Source organism: Rickettsia peacockii str. Rustic, assembly GCF_000021525.1.
Classification (GTDB): domain Bacteria; phylum Pseudomonadota; class Alphaproteobacteria; order Rickettsiales; family Rickettsiaceae; genus Rickettsia; species Rickettsia rickettsii.
The window spans coordinates 80,739-96,542 of sequence record NC_012730.1 but is presented as its reverse complement, the minus strand read 5'-3'; the positions used below and the strand labels follow the sequence as shown (position 1 = coordinate 96,542).

The following is a 15,804-nucleotide window of genomic DNA, read 5'->3' as shown; positions in this document are numbered from 1 at the left end:
ACAATGCCTCCGCGGGAATAACATATGAATCCACGCGAGCAATACCAATAAATATGAAAATTTCATATTAAATTAGATACCTTAAATCACATAAAGTTTTTAAAGTTTTAATTAAAAATTTATTTTGGTCTGATGAAGTAAAAATCTTTACAAAATTTAGTGAAAAAAAATAAAACCTCATATATTATAAGTAATTATATCTTTAGCTCATTACATGATAATCTTTAGTATAGTTTTTTTTAAAACCGTTTCGGTATTATTAAGTGTAGTAATAGGATTTTTAGCAGGTAAATATTCAAATGTTGAAAGAGATAGTATCTCTTCGTTACTATTCTATTTTATATCGCCTATAGTATTTTTTACGATACCTGCTAGTACAACCTTAACACTTGCGGCATTAAGCGTTACGGTTGTAACATTTGTAATTGCAACACTCTTATCGCTCTTTTCTTATTATTTTTTTGGTAAATTTTGGCAGGATCATACACGTAATATTATAGCTTTGTCTGCAGGTACGGCAAATGGCGGGTATTTTATGTTGCCTATAGCTGCAGCACTTTTTGATGATTATACATTAAGTATTTACATGATGGCTGTTATAGGAGTGAATATTTATGAATGTTCCGTCGGCTTTTATATTTGTATGAGGAGCTTTGCTAATACCACCGATAGTATATTAAAAGTAGTAAAATTACCGATTTTAAACGCTTTTTTCTTGGGATGTTTATTTAGTTTTTGCGGTTTTACTTTACCGGATTTTTTAGATGATTTTATATATAATATGAAAGGCTCTTTTTCGATACTCGGTATGGTGATGGTGGGTCTTGCTCTTTCGTCTCTACAAAAATTTGAAGTCAATATCAAATTTACTCTTGCTACTTTTACTGCTAAATTTCTATTCTATCCTTTGGGAGTAGGGTTATTTATCATGTTTGATCATTTTGTAACAAAATGGTATAACAATGATTACTATAATGCCCTAAAACTACTTTCTACGGCACCACTCGCAGCAAATACTATAGTTATAGCGAATTTACAGAAATTTTACCCTGAAAAAGTTGCAGCTACTGTGTTTTTATCTTTGCTTTTTGCAGTTATATATATGCCGACCATGGTCAGTATATTTTTAAGTGACTTAAATTAATAACATGATGACAATTGATGACAATGATTTTTTTACAATTTATTCTAAATTGGTATTAATAGGTTCATATGAAAATTAATTCAATAAAAATTGGTCCCTATATTAATTTATTACCTCTTCAATATATACCGAAACATAAAATTTCTTATTTGGAATTCGGTGATCCTAAAAATAAAAATATAATAGTATGTGCTCACGGTTTAACTAGAAATGCTCATGATTTTGATAAAATAGCTAAAGAGTTGAGTAAAAATTATAGAGTAATTGCAATAAATTATCCCGGTCGCAGTGATAGCGAAAATTTTAAAAAAGCTAATCATTATAACTATACGACTTATATTAAAGATACGTTATTTTTTTTAAAAAGGCTAAATATCAAAAATCCTATTTGGCTTGGTACTTCAATGGGCGGTATTATAGGTATGGTACTTGCCAGTAAATATAAAAATATTTTTAAAGCCTTAATATTAAATGATATAGGGGCGTTTATTGATGCTGCTCCTTTAATTAAAATTGGAGGTTATGCTAAAAAAACGATACTCTTAGATGATTTGGCTAGTGCAAAAGAACATTTAAAACTTATTTATGCACAAAGCGGTATTAAAGATGAAGAAGATTGGGATTATTTAACAAAATATAGTGTAATTTCTACATTCGGCGGAAAATATAAAATGAATTATGATCCTGCTATAACAAAAGGAATGAAAAATGCTAGTAACCAGGAAGATATTAAACTATGGTCTGTATGGAATAAAATAACATGTAGAATATTAGTAATTCATGGGATGAAATCTCAAATTTTAACAAAATCTACTCTTAAAAAGATGAAAGAAACAAAAATTTTTGATCTTTATGAAATAAAATATGCCGGTCATGCTCCTTCTCTAATGAACCATGAAGAAATTAACTATGTCAAATCTTGGTTAGAAAAGAAGTCTTAGATTGTATGACCTTGTATTGTACGAACGTTCAGGATGTCATTCCCGCGGAAGCGGGAATCCAGAAAAATAACCTTAATCTTAGTACAAAAATTACATATTTCATACAATAAACATATAAAAAAACTGTTTTTTATATGTTTTTCTGGGTTCCTGCTTTCGCATGAATGACATAGGCATCATTTAAATTAATAAATAATAATTATGAAAATTACTACTAAAGTACTAATAATAGGTTCAGGACCTGCGGGCTTAAGTGCCGCTATTTATACAGCTAGAGCTGCTTTAAAACCAATATTAATAAATGGTATGCAGCCAGGCGGGCAGCTTACAATTACCACCGGTGTTGAGAACTATCCAGGATTTGCGGAAACGGTGCAAGGACCTTGGCTTATGGAGCAGATGTCTATGCAGGCTAAAAATGTCGGTACGGAAATTGTTAGTGATTACGTAGAAAAGGTGGATTTATCAAAAAGACCTTTTAAAGTATTTACAGGAGCAGGAAATGAATATGACGCGGAGAGCATAATCATTTGTACCGGTGCGGAAGCAAAATGGCTTGGTATAGCTTCAGAGCAGAAATTTCGTGGTTTTGGTGTTTCGGCATGTGCTACTTGCGATGGTTTCTTTTTTAAGAATCAAGAAATAGTTGTAGTAGGGGGAGGAAATAGTGCAGTAGAAGAAGCTTTATACTTAACCAATCATGCTAACAAAGTCACTATAGTGCATAGAAGAGATAGTTTTAGAGCTGAGAAAATATTACAGGATCGATTATTTAAAAATTCTAAAATATCAGTAATTTGGGATCATGTAGTAGATGAGATTGTAGGTAGCAATAAACCAAAATCCGTTACTGGAGTTAAAATTCAAAATGTTCACACCAAAGAGATTAGTTTATTGAATTGTAGCGGTGTATTTATAGCTATTGGGCATGCACCGAATACGGGGCTATTTACCGGACAAATTGTAATGGATGACGATAATTATATCATCACGAAGTCAGGCACTACTAGAACTAGTGTAGAAGGTGTTTTTGCTGCTGGTGACGTTCAGGATAAAATTTATAGACAAGCAGTAACTGCTGCGGGAACAGGCTGTATGGCGGCTCTTGAGGCTGAAAAATTTCTAAATAAATAATTTAGATTTTTTAGCTGTAAATTAACATATAAGTTAATAAAAAATTGTTGCATTTAGTAAGACACTTATTATAGTCATTGTGTATTAATTTAATTAGGTACAAATATATAATGACTTGGAACAAATATACCACCACAAAAACAAAATATTGATACATATCCAGTACTTATGAAATTTTTAGTTGGATGAGGTAGTTTTAACATACAAAATTTAGAAGCATTGAAAAATACTAATTTAGAAATAGAGCTAGCAGAAGCCGCATTTTCACAAAAATTTTTAATATATTCTGCAATAAAATCTTACTTAAATCATTTTTATCCAAATAGCCAAAGTGTAAAATTTACAGAGCTAGAAATAACCAGAGTTAGATATGATCAAGTGATAAAGGCTCCTGATATTAGGTTAGCTACCGATAAGCCTACGACTACTAATATATTTAAAAATTTGACTTTGGACTCAATATGTTACATCAGAATTGGATTTTTAATGGAGATGACTCAAATGGTTGGCTGTTAGCAAGTATAAATCTTAATAAAGGCGGTTATTTAATAACTTAGAAAAAGTATTTCTCTCAGCTGTGATCTCTTTAGAGTCACAATTAATAAATCCTAAGAAAAAATATTACTCTGATATTTCATCTGAGGTTATTGAGTATGCATGGGGAAATATTAAAGGAGTTAAAGGTAATTATTTAGAGCCATTCAAGAATTTAATAGCTTTTGGCAAAGAAGAAATAAGTCCCTCTGAGTTATGGGTTAAAATAGCTGAGGCTATAAAGGTAGATAAAGTATCAAATTTATTGTGAGAAAATATTCTAGAAGACTTAAACAAGATAGGTGTATGACTTTATTATAATATAACTGAAAACTCTGCTATATTATCTGACATTGGATATAAATTTCCTCAAGAAATATTGAATCTTATATTAAACGCAATAGCTCCTGAAGATATCATTAATGATGATATCATTAATATTATAAAACATGCTAATTTGGCAAATATTTCTTATGATGTATTAGAAAGTCAAATGGGTGGTGAAGATTTTGGTATAAATAATTCATTATAAATATTTTTCTTGCTAGTATTGCCGTATAATTTTAAGATAAGTTTATAACACTTTTCTCGAGCCATGCAACAACGCCAATGTTCGCTCGCAATGACGATTTTAGTATCCACGCAGGTAAAAATATATGAACTTACTTAAAAACATTACGGGAAAGAATTATATAAACGGTGAATTTATAGAGTTCGGGAAGCAAATATCCGTTATTAATCCTGCGACCTTAAAAGAAATTGCTACAGTTCCGAATTTAGGATTATCTGAGATTAATTCAGCGATTAATAATACGGTGACTAATTTTTCTTTATGGTCACAAAGTTCATTTGAAGCGAGAATAGCGATTCTTAGAAGATGGTATAATTTAGTAATCGAAAATATTGAGGAGTTAAGTCATATATTAACCCTAGAGCAGGGTAAAGTACTTGCTGAATCAAAAAAAGAAATTTTATATGGAGCCTCTTTTATTGATTGGTATACATATGCTATACATAATATTCATTCGACTATCAAACCCGGTAATAGTAACACTCATAAAATTGTTACGCAATATGAGCCTGTAGGACCGTCTGCTGCTATAACTCCTTGGAATTTTCCAAATGCAATGATTGCTTGCAAGGTAATACCTGCTGCAATAGCTGCGGGTTGCAGCGTTATATTAAAACCGTCAAGTCTTACGCCTCTATCAGCTTTAGTACTTGCGAAATTTGCAAGCGATGCCGGTTTGCCTGCCGGAGTATTTAATGTAATTACAGGTAGTTCAGATATTATAGGTAAGGCTTTTTGTGAAGATTTTAGGCTTCGGAAATTATCATTTACCGGCGCTACAAATGTCGGTAAAATTCTATATCAAAATGCCGCAAATACTCTAAAACGTTTATCTTTGGAACTTGGCAGCAATGCTCCTTTCATTATAACGGCAGATAATAATTTAGAGAAAGTAGTAAGTGATTTAGTAATCGCTAAAACTAGAAATAGTGGACAGTCTTGTACTTCACCTAACAGAATATTTATAGAAGAATCTATATATGAAAAATTTATAGAAATTCTAAAGGCTAAATTTACTAAGCTTAAAGCTGGTGACGGATTTGATAAGGAATCGGATGTAGGTCCGTTAATTAATTCTGCTGCCATAGAAAAAATACAAAAGTTACTCGCTGATGCACAAAGTAAAGGAGCTACATTAATTTGCGGCGGTAAAACTGTTGATAATTTTATTGAGCCTACTATTATTATTGACTGTTTGGATAATATGGATATCTTTAGAATAGAAATATTCGGTCCGGTAGTTGCTTGTTATAAATTTAAAGATTTGGATGAAGTAATAGAACATGCAAATAATACCGAATACGGCTTGCAAGGATATGTATATTCAAATAATATATCCGTGGCACAAATGATAGCGTCTAAGCTTGATTTTGGTATGGTATCGATTAACGACCCGTTACCTGCAAATGCAAAAGCACCTTTTGCAGGACGTAAAGCTTCAGGTTTTGGAGTTGAAGGCTCATTTGAAGGGATATTTGAATATCTAAATATATAAATTTACAGAATTAAGCATGCCCGCATGGTTCCTTTTATGTCATTCCTGCGAGAGCAGGAATCTAGTAAAGAATATAATTCTTTGTAGCAGTATTAAGATTATTTTTTCTGGATTCCCGCGAAAGCGGGAATGACATAGAAAATATAATAATCTAAATAGTAAAAATTATGCTAGTGCTTGTAGATAATATTGAAGTACAAATTGAAAAAATTTATGAAGTATTTGATTTAATAGATAATGAAGGAGCTGATCTTTTGTTATGGGCAGTATCTGATTGTCTTGCCGAGCTATTAGCTCAATATAAAGAATCGTTAACAATTGAATATGTTGATCCTTTGATGCAACTAATTAAAAGGTTTGAAGAGCAAAATACTATAATACCCAAAATGCTTAATAATGCTTTAAGCAATATATTATTAATCCTTGAAGATGGATGTAAAGCTGAAGAATCAGAACTAATAGAAAATATAATTAATAGTTTAAATACTCTTGATATGTTAGGAGGACATGCATAGTAATCTTCCAAAAATCTCAATAGTTTTACCGGTTTATAATAGAAAGACGCTATTACCTTGTGCTATTGAGAGTTGCCTTAATCAAAGCTTTAAAGACTTTGAGCTTATTATTATTGATGATTGCTCAAAAGATAATAGCGTTATAGTAGCTAGGACATATGCAGAGCAGGATTCACGTATTAAGGTAATAGTAAATGAGACCAATAAAAGATTACCGGCAAGTCTTAATATTGCTTTTAAAGAGGCCAAGGGGGAGTATTTTACTTGGACTTCAGATGATAATCTTTTCCATGAAAATGCTTTAGAAAAAATGGTTAAGATACTTGATAATTCACCTGAGATAGGGCTTGTATATACTGATTATACTTTGATCGATGACCACGGTAAAGTAGGAATAAGACTTTATCAAGAACCTCCTGAATTTTTACCGATTAGAAATTGCGTCGGTGCATGTTTCTTATATAGAGCCGATTTAGCAAGGCAAGTAGGTGGATATAATGAAAATATGCAGTTAGTGGATGATTATGAATATTGGCTAAGGTTTGGGCTTGTTACGAAATTTGCTCATATACCGGAATCTTTATATTTCTACCGAGTACATGATCAAAGCTTAACAATAGAGCGTAAAGTAGAAGCAAAACAGGCAAAAAGAGTTTTAAAAGCATTATTTAAAGATCAATATATTATTCCTGCTGAGATTAAACCTATAAATGATTTATATAATTGGTTTATTGAAGATAGAAATTTAAGCTCTTATTTTAGGTTATTTAAAATAATTATTTGTAGTCCGATAATTACTATTTCGTATATTATTAAAAATCTAAGAAGAATAAGGTGATATTTTAATGCTTTAATGTCATTCCCGCAAAAGCGGGAATGACATAGTAGAGCCATAGCACAACATCCTTAAAATAAATGCAAAATCAAGATTTCATACATACATTAAATCCAGAGCAGCAAAAAGCAGTTCTTCACACTGAAGGACCGCTTTTATTGCTTGCAGGTGCAGGGACAGGTAAAACAAAGGTACTTACCTCAAGAATAGCTAATATTATTCACCAAAATTTGGCCTCACCTCAAAATATTCTAGCCGTTACTTTTACTAATAAAGCTGCTAAAGAAATGGCTGAAAGAGTTAATAGTCTAATTAATTGCTATGGTCTTAATATAGGCACTTTCCACTCAATGGCAGCTAGGATATTACGTGACCAGATTGAGCATTTAAATCTTGGTTTAAATAATAGATTTACTATTATTAGTCATGATGATCAATTAAAACTAGTGAAAGATATAGTAAAGCTAAAAGATATTGATACTAAAAAATATGCTCCTAAATTAATACATATCATAATTTCTAGATGGAAAGATCAAGGATTATTACCAACTAAACTATCAGTATCAGATACTAATTTACCGTTGCAGAGGATTGCAAAACTTGTATACGAAGAATATCAGAAAAATTTACTTATTTCTAATGTTTTAGATTTTGGAGATTTGCTACTTTATAATAATGAGCTTTTTATTAAAAACTCTGAAATACTAAGATATTACCAAGAAAAATATCGATATATTTTAATTGATGAATATCAAGACACTAACGTTGTCCAGTATTTATGGGCAAGAATGCTCGCAAGTTTATATAAAAATATTTGCTGTGTAGGGGATGATGATCAATCTATTTATGGTTGGCGAGGAGCAGAAGTCGGGAATATATTACGTTTTGAAAAAGATTTTGCAGGTGCAACAATTATTAAATTAGAGCAGAATTATAGATCAACTTTGCCAATACTTGCTGCTGCTTCCAATGTTATCAATAATAATAAAAACCGTCACGGTAAAACGTTATGGACGGATAGGGAAAACGGTGAAAAGATAAAAATTATCTCTTGTTGGAGTGATAAAGAAGAAGCAAGATATATAGCCGGTGAAATAGATAAGTTAGTGCGAGAAAACCGTTATAATGCCGGCAATATTGCAATATTAGTACGAGCCGGATTTCAAACAAGAAGTTTTGAGGAAGCGTTTATAAATAGTGCTATGCCTTATAAAATTATAGGCGGTTTGCGGTTCTATGAACGTATGGAAATAAGAGATGTGCTTGCTTATATCCGTATATCTTTGAATCAAAATGACAATTTAGCACTTGAGCGTATTATAAATGTGCCGAAAAGGGCAATAGGTGCAGCTAGCTTAAATAAAATTAGAGGTTATGCACTTGAGCGAAATATTTCTAATTTCGCAGCCATTAAAGAAATGCTAGAAATAGATGAGATTAAAGCAAAATCATATGAAACTCTAAAAGATTTGGTTACTAAAATCGATAATTGGTACGAGAGATTTAGTATAGATGCTCCAATAAACGTAGTTAAAGCAATACTTGATGATTCCGGTTATCTTGAAATGCTTCAAGAAGAAAAAACCGAAGAAGCATTCGGTAGAATCGAAAATATTAACGAAATGCTTAGAGCTATTGCTGAATTTAACGATGTTCATGATTTTATCGAACATTCAAGCTTAGTTATGGAAAATGAAGTGCTTGAAACCAATTACGGTGGCTCGGTTACTATAATGACCCTGCACGCAGCTAAAGGGCTTGAGTTTGACGTGGTATTTTTACCGGGCTGGGAAGAGGGGGTATTTCCGTCTCAAAGATCTCTAGACGAAGATGGCGAAAAAGGCTTAGAAGAAGAACGCCGCATTGCTTATGTCGGTATTACGAGAGCCAAAAAAGACCTCTACATTACTCATGCTGAAAGCAGAAAAATATTTTATGAAATAGTCCGTTCTTACCCTTCAAGGTTCATAACTGAAATCCCTGATGAAATTACGATCAGGACCTCTTCTATAAAAAAATACAATTCTTTTTATAAGTTTTAATTAATTTTCATTCATAAATTTTAAATTGGTTTGCCATAGATTTAAGTGAGTCTCAAGTAGAGCAGATGAACGACGAAAAACGTAATGGCTTAAGCGAAGATGAAGTGATGGATATTAAAAAACCATTAGAAAAAGCGATGTTAGAATTAGCTAACCAAAAAATATCTAAAGAACAATATAGAGAGAAATTAATAGATAAAACATTAGATAACCTTAAAGAAAATGTTTCAGCAACAACATTAGGTAACTACAGAAAATTTCTTACTAAAAATACTACCCCTAAACTTGATAAACAAGAGCAAATTAATGATCCAAAACAAGTAGAAGCATTAACACAAGCAGCATTAAAGATAGCTGAATTTTTAAAAATTACTTTTCAAACAAATGAAAAAGAAGCAAAAGCTTTATCGTCTATTAATGAGTTAGGAGTAAATGAGCCTAATATAATTAAAACTTTATTACCAGCGATAAGTAAACTACCGTCTGAAAAAATGATAGAGCAAGGTAAAGAAATTATCAAGAATTTTGCCCCATTACTTGAGAGCAGCAATTCTGCACTTGTTAACGGTACTAAAAGAGTATTAGCAGAGTTAAATCCTGGATATTTAAGGAACACACGGATGGGGGGAGAAAGTATAGCATTAGAATTACAAAGAGTAACCAAACCTTAAGCTATGGCAAAGAATAGTAGCAGTTTTTACCGGTACGGATTATGCTCAAAAAAATATAGATAAAGCATTTGCTAACTTTGAAAAAAGTAATAGTTTACATATAGAAACGAAAAATTTGTCGGAAGAACTACAAAGAGAAAAACAAGCACCAAATATTGTAAAGCAAAATAAAACAATACCCCAAGGCTATAAGTCTTCTATATCAACCCCTATATCTCATGTTGAAAACCTTAATAAAAGTAGAGAGAGTGGGCAACAGTCAGGGCATAGTAAGTAGTGATTTATATGATAATATAGTTGCGAATTTTTAAAAAGTTTGATAATTTAGTTCATTATATCAAATAACTTAATAATGAGTATTATATGGCAGAGATTATAACTAATATAGATGATACTATTAAAAAAAACGATGAAGTGACTGAGATATTGGCTGCAGTAAAAGATAAAATAGTTGATATAAAAAACGTAGATAGGAGATTAGATACTTTGAATAAAAATATTGTTACTCCCGATCCTATTCAACAATATTTACAATCTGAAGAATATATCACTAGTACGCTTGAAGTACTTGCAAGTAAAATTATTAGTGAAGTTGTAGAAAATAAAGATATACAAAAATTAGTAGATAACTTGCATATCAATTTAGGACAAGATATAAAACTAATACCTAGTGTAGCAGATAAGCTAAAGTTTGATGTCGCAAGGGCTGAAGCAGCACTTAAGGGTTTTGTACTTCCTCTAAATACAGGAGGACCTTTTGATGAATTATCATTGATGGGTATAGAAGATGAAGAAGCAATCTTTGCCAATCCTATAAGAGCAACTAAAGAAGCATTAATATGTAATAGTTGAGATTATATCTTATATTTAGTAAAATAAATTAATTATTAAATGGAGATGAAAAATGAACTTAAATCAAAAAATAATAAAGCCAAAAATAGGGTTACTAGAACTAGCTAAGAGTCTTGGTAGCATATCATCAGCATGTAAAGCGATGGGCTATAGTAGAGATAGTTATTACAGATTTAAAGCACTGTATGAAACTGGTGGCGAAGAGGCATTATATGAAATTAGTCGAAGAAAGCCAATAATAGCGAATAGAGTTGATCCAGCGATAGAGAAAGCAGTAATGGATATGGCAATAGAATATCCAGCATATGGTCAGCTAAGAGTATCAAATGAGCTTAAGAAGAGCGGTATACTTGTATCGCCTGGAGGAGTGCGATCAATTTGGTTACGTAATGATTTAAACAATATCAGTAAAAGGCTTAAAGCATTAGAAGCAAAGATGGCTCAGGATGGTATTGTTCTTACTGAATCTCAATTACAAGTGCTAGAGGAGCGTCGTAATGAAAGAGAAGCTCATGGAGAAACTGAGACGCAGCATCCAGGTTATCTAGGATGTCAGGATACGTATTATGTAGGTAATTTCAAAGGTATAGGTAAGGTTTATTCTCAGGTATTTATTGATAGCTATACTAGGGTAGCTGATGCTAAACTATATACTGATAAAACAGCTTTAACTGCTGCTGATATGCTTAATGACCGCGTGTTACCATGGTACGAGACCCAAGGGATACCAATACTTCGTATTCTTACAGATCGTGGGTCAGAATATAAGGGGAATATAGAGCATCATGCTTTTGAGTTGTTTCTAAGTATCGAAGGTATAGAGCATACTACAACTAAGGCATATTCTCCCCAAACAAATGGTATGTGCGAGCGTTTTAATAAAACCATGAAACAAGAATTCTTTGATACAGCTATGCGGAAAAAGATTTATACAGATCTTGATGATTTACAATTAGATCTTGATATTTGGTTAGAGCATTTCAATAATGAGCGACCACATTCAGGAAAATATTGTTATGGAAAAACTCCTATGCAAACTTTTAAGGATAGTAAAAAATTAGCTGTTGAAAAGAATAATGAAATCTTGTATCTTGAATACGTCTCTGACAGTCAAAATGTAACTGACAATCAGGTGCAAAATTTATAGTGTCTGTAAGATCAAATCTTGACTTCTACAACTAATCCTGAATTTAAAAATTTAATTCCTGTTACGGGTGAGCCTATTATAGTTCAACCGCAACAAATTAATAATTTTAATTTAGCGGAACTCAGAAAAATCAATCCAATAGCATTTGATAAAACCATATTTGAAGATTCAATAAAACTAAGAAGTTCTAATATAAAAGCTCCGCAAATTACTCCTAATCCTTCTACTAAAAATCAAGAAGCAGTAAGAAGAAAGGGTTAAATTTTAATATAACTTCATCATTGTGAGGAGGCGTTGTTACATTGCTTCTATGTCATTCCCGCGAAAGCGGGAATCTAGATTTTTTATTGTCACCCCGTGGCGTGACCACGGGGTCTTGTATCACCTGAGTCCTAAGATACCGCGATCAAGTTGCAGTATGACATTAAAGGTTACTAGATTGCTGCTTTCGCAGAAATGACATCAGAACATAAAGATTTAGGTGAGATGCTTAAATACGCCTCTTTCCATAATTCATTATAAAGAATAGGATCGATATTACCGCCTGAGATTAGTACTAGTAATTTTTGAGGTTTGGATTGTGTTTTTAAAAAATTTACCACTGAAACCATGTTTATACTACTTGACGGCTCGCATATTACTTTAAGTAAATGAGTAAGCCACGCCGTCCAGTAATATATTTCATATTCTTCTGCTAAATAAAAATCATCAAGTTTTTTCAGATATTCAAATGTACGAGCTGATATACTCAAGGTTTTAAGACCGTCCGCAATAGTATTCGGAGCATAGTTAAATCTATATGTTTTATTATCTTTAACAGATAAATAAGCATCATTGGCATTTAAAGGTTCTGAACCTATTAACAAGCTTGTCGGTGATATTAATTCCTTGGCAAGATATGCGCCGGAAATTAAACCGCCGCCGCCGCAAGAGGCAAAAATAGCATCAGGACTAAAACCTAGCTGCTGTAATGCTTCATAGCATAACGTGCCTGCTCCTGCTATTGTAGAATCACTATCGGAAGGATGCATATAGTAAAATCCTTGCTTTTCATCTTCTTTTGCTTTTTCTTCCGCTTCTTGTCGAGTATATGTATATATAACTTCACCGCCGTAATAAAGAGCTGCTTGCTGTTTTACTTTTGAAGTATTTAACGGTAAATAAATCCTTGTTTTAATACCGAATAATTTACTCGCATAAGCAAGACCGATTCCATGGTTACCCGTACTATAACCGACTATTTTATCAGGTAATTTTCCTTGCTCTTTTAATTCTAATAAATGATTTAACACGCCTCTAACTTTAAATGCACCGGTTTTTTGTAATGATTCAACCTTAAAAAAAATCTCATGACCGAGCATCTCATTTAAGCTTTCAGAGTGAACGATCGGAGTTAAATGTAGATATTGTTTTATTCTATTATGTGCGGCTGCTACATTTTGAGGAGGTTGTAGTAATAAATTCATAAATATAATTAATAATGGTAGCTTGAAATCAGGTTGATACTATATTATATAGTTAATAATTAGAAATTTTAAAAGGTTTTAATTGATGCATAAAAAATCCCTTCCGTTAATGGCACTGAGAGATATGGTAGTATTCCCGGGAGTAATTGCTCCTATTTTTGTGGGTAGGCCAAAATCGTTGCAAGCACTCTCTCATACTACCATTTCCGAGGAAGATAATAGTAAATATATTTTAGTAACTTTACAGAAAAAATTTGATCAAGAAAACCCTAGTACACACGAACTTTATAACACAGCTATACTTGCCAAGATTATCCAAATAGTGAAGCTACCTAATAATACGGCAAAAATCTTAATAGAAGCAGTAGCAAGAGTAAAGCTAAGCAATATCAAAGGCGACGAAGCTTTTGAAGCAAATTACGAAATTATTCCAGATGAAGAAATATTTGACGTTAATAACATGCGTTCACTCGTTGATAATGCAGTACAACTATTTAGTAAATATGCGATTAATGATAAGAAAGTTAATGCAGAAATTATTGAAACTATCAATAAAGAAATAAGTAATAGCACTAATTTCATAGATATTATAAATATATTAGCCTCACATTTGATAACTTCACTTGAGGCAAAGCAGCATTTATTAGAAGAAACTAGTCCTTTTAAGCGTATCACTACGGTTATTAGTACGCTTACTGCCAATATAGTAAATTCAGAAACCGAGCAGGCATTGCAGCAAAGAGTAAGAAAGCAAATCGAAAAAACGCAGCGTGATTATTATCTGCACGAACAAATGAAAGCTATTCAAAAAGAGCTTGATGAAGATAAATCAGAACTTGCCGATATTGAGAAAAAAATTAAAAGTTTAAAATTATCAAAAGAAGCAAAAGAAAAAGCTGAGGCTGAACTTAAGAAACTCCGTACTATGAACCAAATGTCAGCGGAGTCGGGAGTAACGCGTAACTATCTTGAGACATTGCTTAGCCTGCCTTGGGGTAAGTATGATAATAGCAAAATAGATATTAACCAAGCAGAGAAAATTTTAAATCGTGACCATTTTGGACTCGAAAAAGTTAAAGAACGAATTATAGAATATTTAGCGGTATTACAGCGTTCAAGTAAAATTAGAGGACCTATATTATGTTTAATAGGTCCGCCAGGGGTCGGTAAAACTTCACTTGTAAAATCTATTGCCGAAGGAATGGGCAGAAAATATACTAAACTTACGCTCGGCGGTGTTAGAGACGAAGCAGAAATCAGAGGGCATAGAAAAACTTACCTTGGATCAATGCCCGGTAAAATTTTAGGTCAACTTAAGAAAGTTAAGACTAGTAATCCTGTAATGCTGCTTGATGAAATCGATAAAATGAGTTCTGATTTTAGAGGTGATCCGGCATCCGCTTTGCTTGAGGTATTAGACCCTGAGCAGAATAGTCACTTTGTTGATCATTATCTAGAAGTAGAATATGATCTATCAAATGTAATATTTATTGCTACTGCTAACTCTCATGATTTACCTAGAGCTTTAAGTGATAGAATGGAAAAAATATATATTTCCGGTTATGTAGAGGAAACAAAGCTCCAAATTGCCAGAAATTATTTAGTTCCAAAACAATTTAAAATGCATAAAATCAAAAAAGATGAAATTACTATATCCGAGACGGCAATTTTGGATTTAATTAGATATTATACCAAGGAATCAGGTGTAAGAGCTTTAGAGCGTGAAATAGGGGCATTAACTAGAAAAGCATTAAAGCAGATTTTAGCAGATAAAAGTGTTAAGCATATCGCCATAGATAGTAATCATCTTGAAGAATTTTTAGGAGCTAAGAAATATAATTTCGGGCTTGCCGAGAAAGAAGATCAAATAGGAAGTACTACGGGACTTGCTTACACTGAAGTAGGCGGAGAGCTTTTAACTATAGAGGCTTTAGCATTTCCAGGGAAAGGTGAAATAAAGACCACCGGAAAACTCGGTGATGTTATGAAAGAATCGGCAATGGCTGCCTATAGTTGTTTTAGAAGCAGAGCAACAAATTTTGGATTAAAGTACGACAATTATAAAGATTTTGATATTCACATTCACGTACCGGCCGGAGCTATTCCAAAAGATGGACCGTCTGCTGGCTGTGCTTTGTTTACGACTATTGTTTCGTTGATGACTAAAATACCCGTACATCGTACTGTAGCAATGACCGGTGAAATTACTTTAAGAGGCAATGTTTTACCTATAGGTGGTCTTAAAGAGAAGTTACTTGCTGCAAGTAGGGGAGGTATTAAAACCGTGTTGATTCCTGAAGAAAATGTCAAAGATTTGCAAGATATACCGCCGAATATAAAAGAAAGCCTAGAAATTATATCTGTATCAAATATTGATCAAGTACTTAAGCATGCTTTGGTAGGAACACCGATAAATAAATAGAGATTTGTTAATAGTCAAAATATCATATATTAAAT

Annotated in this window: 15 protein-coding genes and 2 pseudogenes; 16 read left to right on the top strand and 1 reads right to left on the bottom strand. The window is 32.4% G+C overall.

The features are described from left to right. Positions 1 to 214: 214 nt before the first annotated feature. From RPR_RS00585 to RPR_RS00525, 15 genes and pseudogenes are all read left to right on the top strand, one after another. Positions 215 to 1,144 carry an AEC family transporter gene (locus tag RPR_RS00585; RefSeq protein WP_012736392.1) on the top strand — a complete coding sequence of 310 codons (930 nt, stop codon included), beginning with the start codon at positions 215 to 217 and terminating at the stop codon, positions 1,142 to 1,144. Between the two features lie 68 nt (positions 1,145 to 1,212). Next, positions 1,213 to 2,085, top strand: coding sequence for an alpha/beta fold hydrolase (locus RPR_RS00580; RefSeq protein WP_012736391.1), 873 nt, complete (start codon positions 1,213 to 1,215; stop codon positions 2,083 to 2,085). A 201-nt stretch (positions 2,086 to 2,286) separates the two neighbouring features. Continuing rightward, a complete protein-coding gene (trxB, locus tag RPR_RS00575; RefSeq protein ID WP_012736390.1) occupies positions 2,287 to 3,219 on the top strand; it encodes a thioredoxin-disulfide reductase in 933 nt (310 codons plus the stop codon). Between the two features lie 219 nt (positions 3,220 to 3,438). Continuing rightward, positions 3,439 to 3,735 carry a hypothetical protein gene (locus RPR_RS00570; protein ID WP_012736389.1) on the top strand — a complete coding sequence of 99 codons (297 nt, stop codon included), beginning with the start codon at positions 3,439 to 3,441 and terminating at the stop codon, positions 3,733 to 3,735. 61 nt (positions 3,736 to 3,796) lie between these two features. Beyond that, positions 3,797 to 4,024 (top strand): hypothetical protein, encoded by a 228-nt coding sequence (locus tag RPR_RS00565; RefSeq protein ID WP_012736388.1) that lies wholly within the window; start codon positions 3,797 to 3,799, stop codon positions 4,022 to 4,024. 108 nt (positions 4,025 to 4,132) lie between these two features. After that, entirely contained in the window at positions 4,133 to 4,285 is a 153-nt protein-coding gene (locus RPR_RS08815; RefSeq protein ID WP_012736387.1) for a hypothetical protein, read from the top strand. A 124-nt stretch (positions 4,286 to 4,409) separates the two neighbouring features. Next, on the top strand, positions 4,410 to 5,819 hold the full coding sequence (locus RPR_RS00560; RefSeq protein ID WP_012736386.1) for an NAD-dependent succinate-semialdehyde dehydrogenase: 1,410 nt from the start codon (positions 4,410 to 4,412) through the stop codon (positions 5,817 to 5,819). 167 nt (positions 5,820 to 5,986) lie between these two features. Next, complete coding sequence (locus RPR_RS00555) at positions 5,987 to 6,334, top strand: hypothetical protein (RefSeq protein WP_012736385.1); 348 nt, start codon at positions 5,987 to 5,989, stop codon at positions 6,332 to 6,334. Next, positions 6,327 to 7,172, top strand: a complete 846-nt coding sequence (locus RPR_RS00550; RefSeq protein ID WP_012736384.1) for a glycosyltransferase — start codon at positions 6,327 to 6,329, stop codon at positions 7,170 to 7,172. Before RPR_RS00555 ends, RPR_RS00550 begins: the two co-directional genes overlap by 8 nt. A gap of 77 nt (positions 7,173 to 7,249) precedes the next feature. Beyond that, positions 7,250 to 9,211 (top strand): DNA helicase PcrA, encoded by a 1,962-nt coding sequence (pcrA, locus tag RPR_RS00545; RefSeq protein ID WP_012736383.1) that lies wholly within the window; start codon positions 7,250 to 7,252, stop codon positions 9,209 to 9,211. Positions 9,212 to 9,276: 65 nt separating this feature from the next. After that, positions 9,277 to 9,882, top strand: coding sequence for a hypothetical protein (locus RPR_RS00540; protein WP_012736382.1), 606 nt, complete (start codon positions 9,277 to 9,279; stop codon positions 9,880 to 9,882). Between the two features lie 115 nt (positions 9,883 to 9,997). Beyond that, a complete protein-coding gene (locus RPR_RS07880) occupies positions 9,998 to 10,159 on the top strand; it encodes a hypothetical protein (RefSeq protein WP_012736381.1) in 162 nt (53 codons plus the stop codon). Positions 10,160 to 10,245: 86 nt separating this feature from the next. Then, positions 10,246 to 10,731: pseudogene (locus RPR_RS00535) on the top strand (hypothetical protein); the annotation flags it as partial. A gap of 55 nt (positions 10,732 to 10,786) precedes the next feature. Continuing rightward, complete coding sequence (locus RPR_RS00530; protein WP_012736375.1) at positions 10,787 to 11,881, top strand: IS481-like element ISRpe1 family transposase; 1,095 nt, start codon at positions 10,787 to 10,789, stop codon at positions 11,879 to 11,881. A gap of 21 nt (positions 11,882 to 11,902) precedes the next feature. Beyond that, a pseudogene (locus RPR_RS00525) lies at positions 11,903 to 12,142 on the top strand (hypothetical protein); the annotation flags it as partial. 173 nt (positions 12,143 to 12,315) lie between these two features. Here RPR_RS00525 and RPR_RS00520 read toward each other — a convergent pair. Beyond that, positions 12,316 to 13,347 carry a serine/threonine dehydratase gene (locus RPR_RS00520; RefSeq protein WP_012150822.1) on the bottom strand — a complete coding sequence of 344 codons (1,032 nt, stop codon included), beginning with the start codon at positions 13,345 to 13,347 and terminating at the stop codon, positions 12,316 to 12,318. Positions 13,348 to 13,432: 85 nt separating this feature from the next. Here RPR_RS00520 and lon point away from each other — a divergent pair, with 85 nt between their 5' ends. Next, complete coding sequence (gene lon, locus RPR_RS00515; protein WP_012736380.1) at positions 13,433 to 15,769, top strand: endopeptidase La; 2,337 nt, start codon at positions 13,433 to 13,435, stop codon at positions 15,767 to 15,769. Positions 15,770 to 15,804: the final 35 nt, after the last annotated feature.

Bases quoted from the DNA above. Each gene is read 5' to 3' on its own strand.
- pcrA (WP_012736383.1), top strand. From the start codon at position 7,250: ATGCAAAATCAAGATTTCATACATACATTAAATCCAGAGCAGCAAAAA.
- RPR_RS00550 (WP_012736384.1), top strand. From the start codon at position 6,327: ATGCATAGTAATCTTCCAAAAATCTCAATAGTTTTACCGGTTTATAAT.
- RPR_RS00540 (WP_012736382.1), top strand. From the start codon at position 9,277: ATGAACGACGAAAAACGTAATGGCTTAAGCGAAGATGAAGTGATGGAT.
- RPR_RS00560 (WP_012736386.1), top strand. From the start codon at position 4,410: ATGAACTTACTTAAAAACATTACGGGAAAGAATTATATAAACGGTGAA.
- RPR_RS00580 (WP_012736391.1), top strand. From the start codon at position 1,213: ATGAAAATTAATTCAATAAAAATTGGTCCCTATATTAATTTATTACCT.
- RPR_RS00585 (WP_012736392.1), top strand. From the start codon at position 215: ATGATAATCTTTAGTATAGTTTTTTTTAAAACCGTTTCGGTATTATTA.
- RPR_RS00530 (WP_012736375.1), top strand. From the start codon at position 10,787: ATGAACTTAAATCAAAAAATAATAAAGCCAAAAATAGGGTTACTAGAA.
- trxB (WP_012736390.1), top strand. From the start codon at position 2,287: ATGAAAATTACTACTAAAGTACTAATAATAGGTTCAGGACCTGCGGGC.
- RPR_RS00555 (WP_012736385.1), top strand. From the start codon at position 5,987: ATGCTAGTGCTTGTAGATAATATTGAAGTACAAATTGAAAAAATTTAT.
- lon (WP_012736380.1), top strand. From the start codon at position 13,433: ATGCATAAAAAATCCCTTCCGTTAATGGCACTGAGAGATATGGTAGTA.
- RPR_RS00520 (WP_012150822.1), bottom strand. From the start codon at position 13,347: ATGAATTTATTACTACAACCTCCTCAAAATGTAGCAGCCGCACATAAT.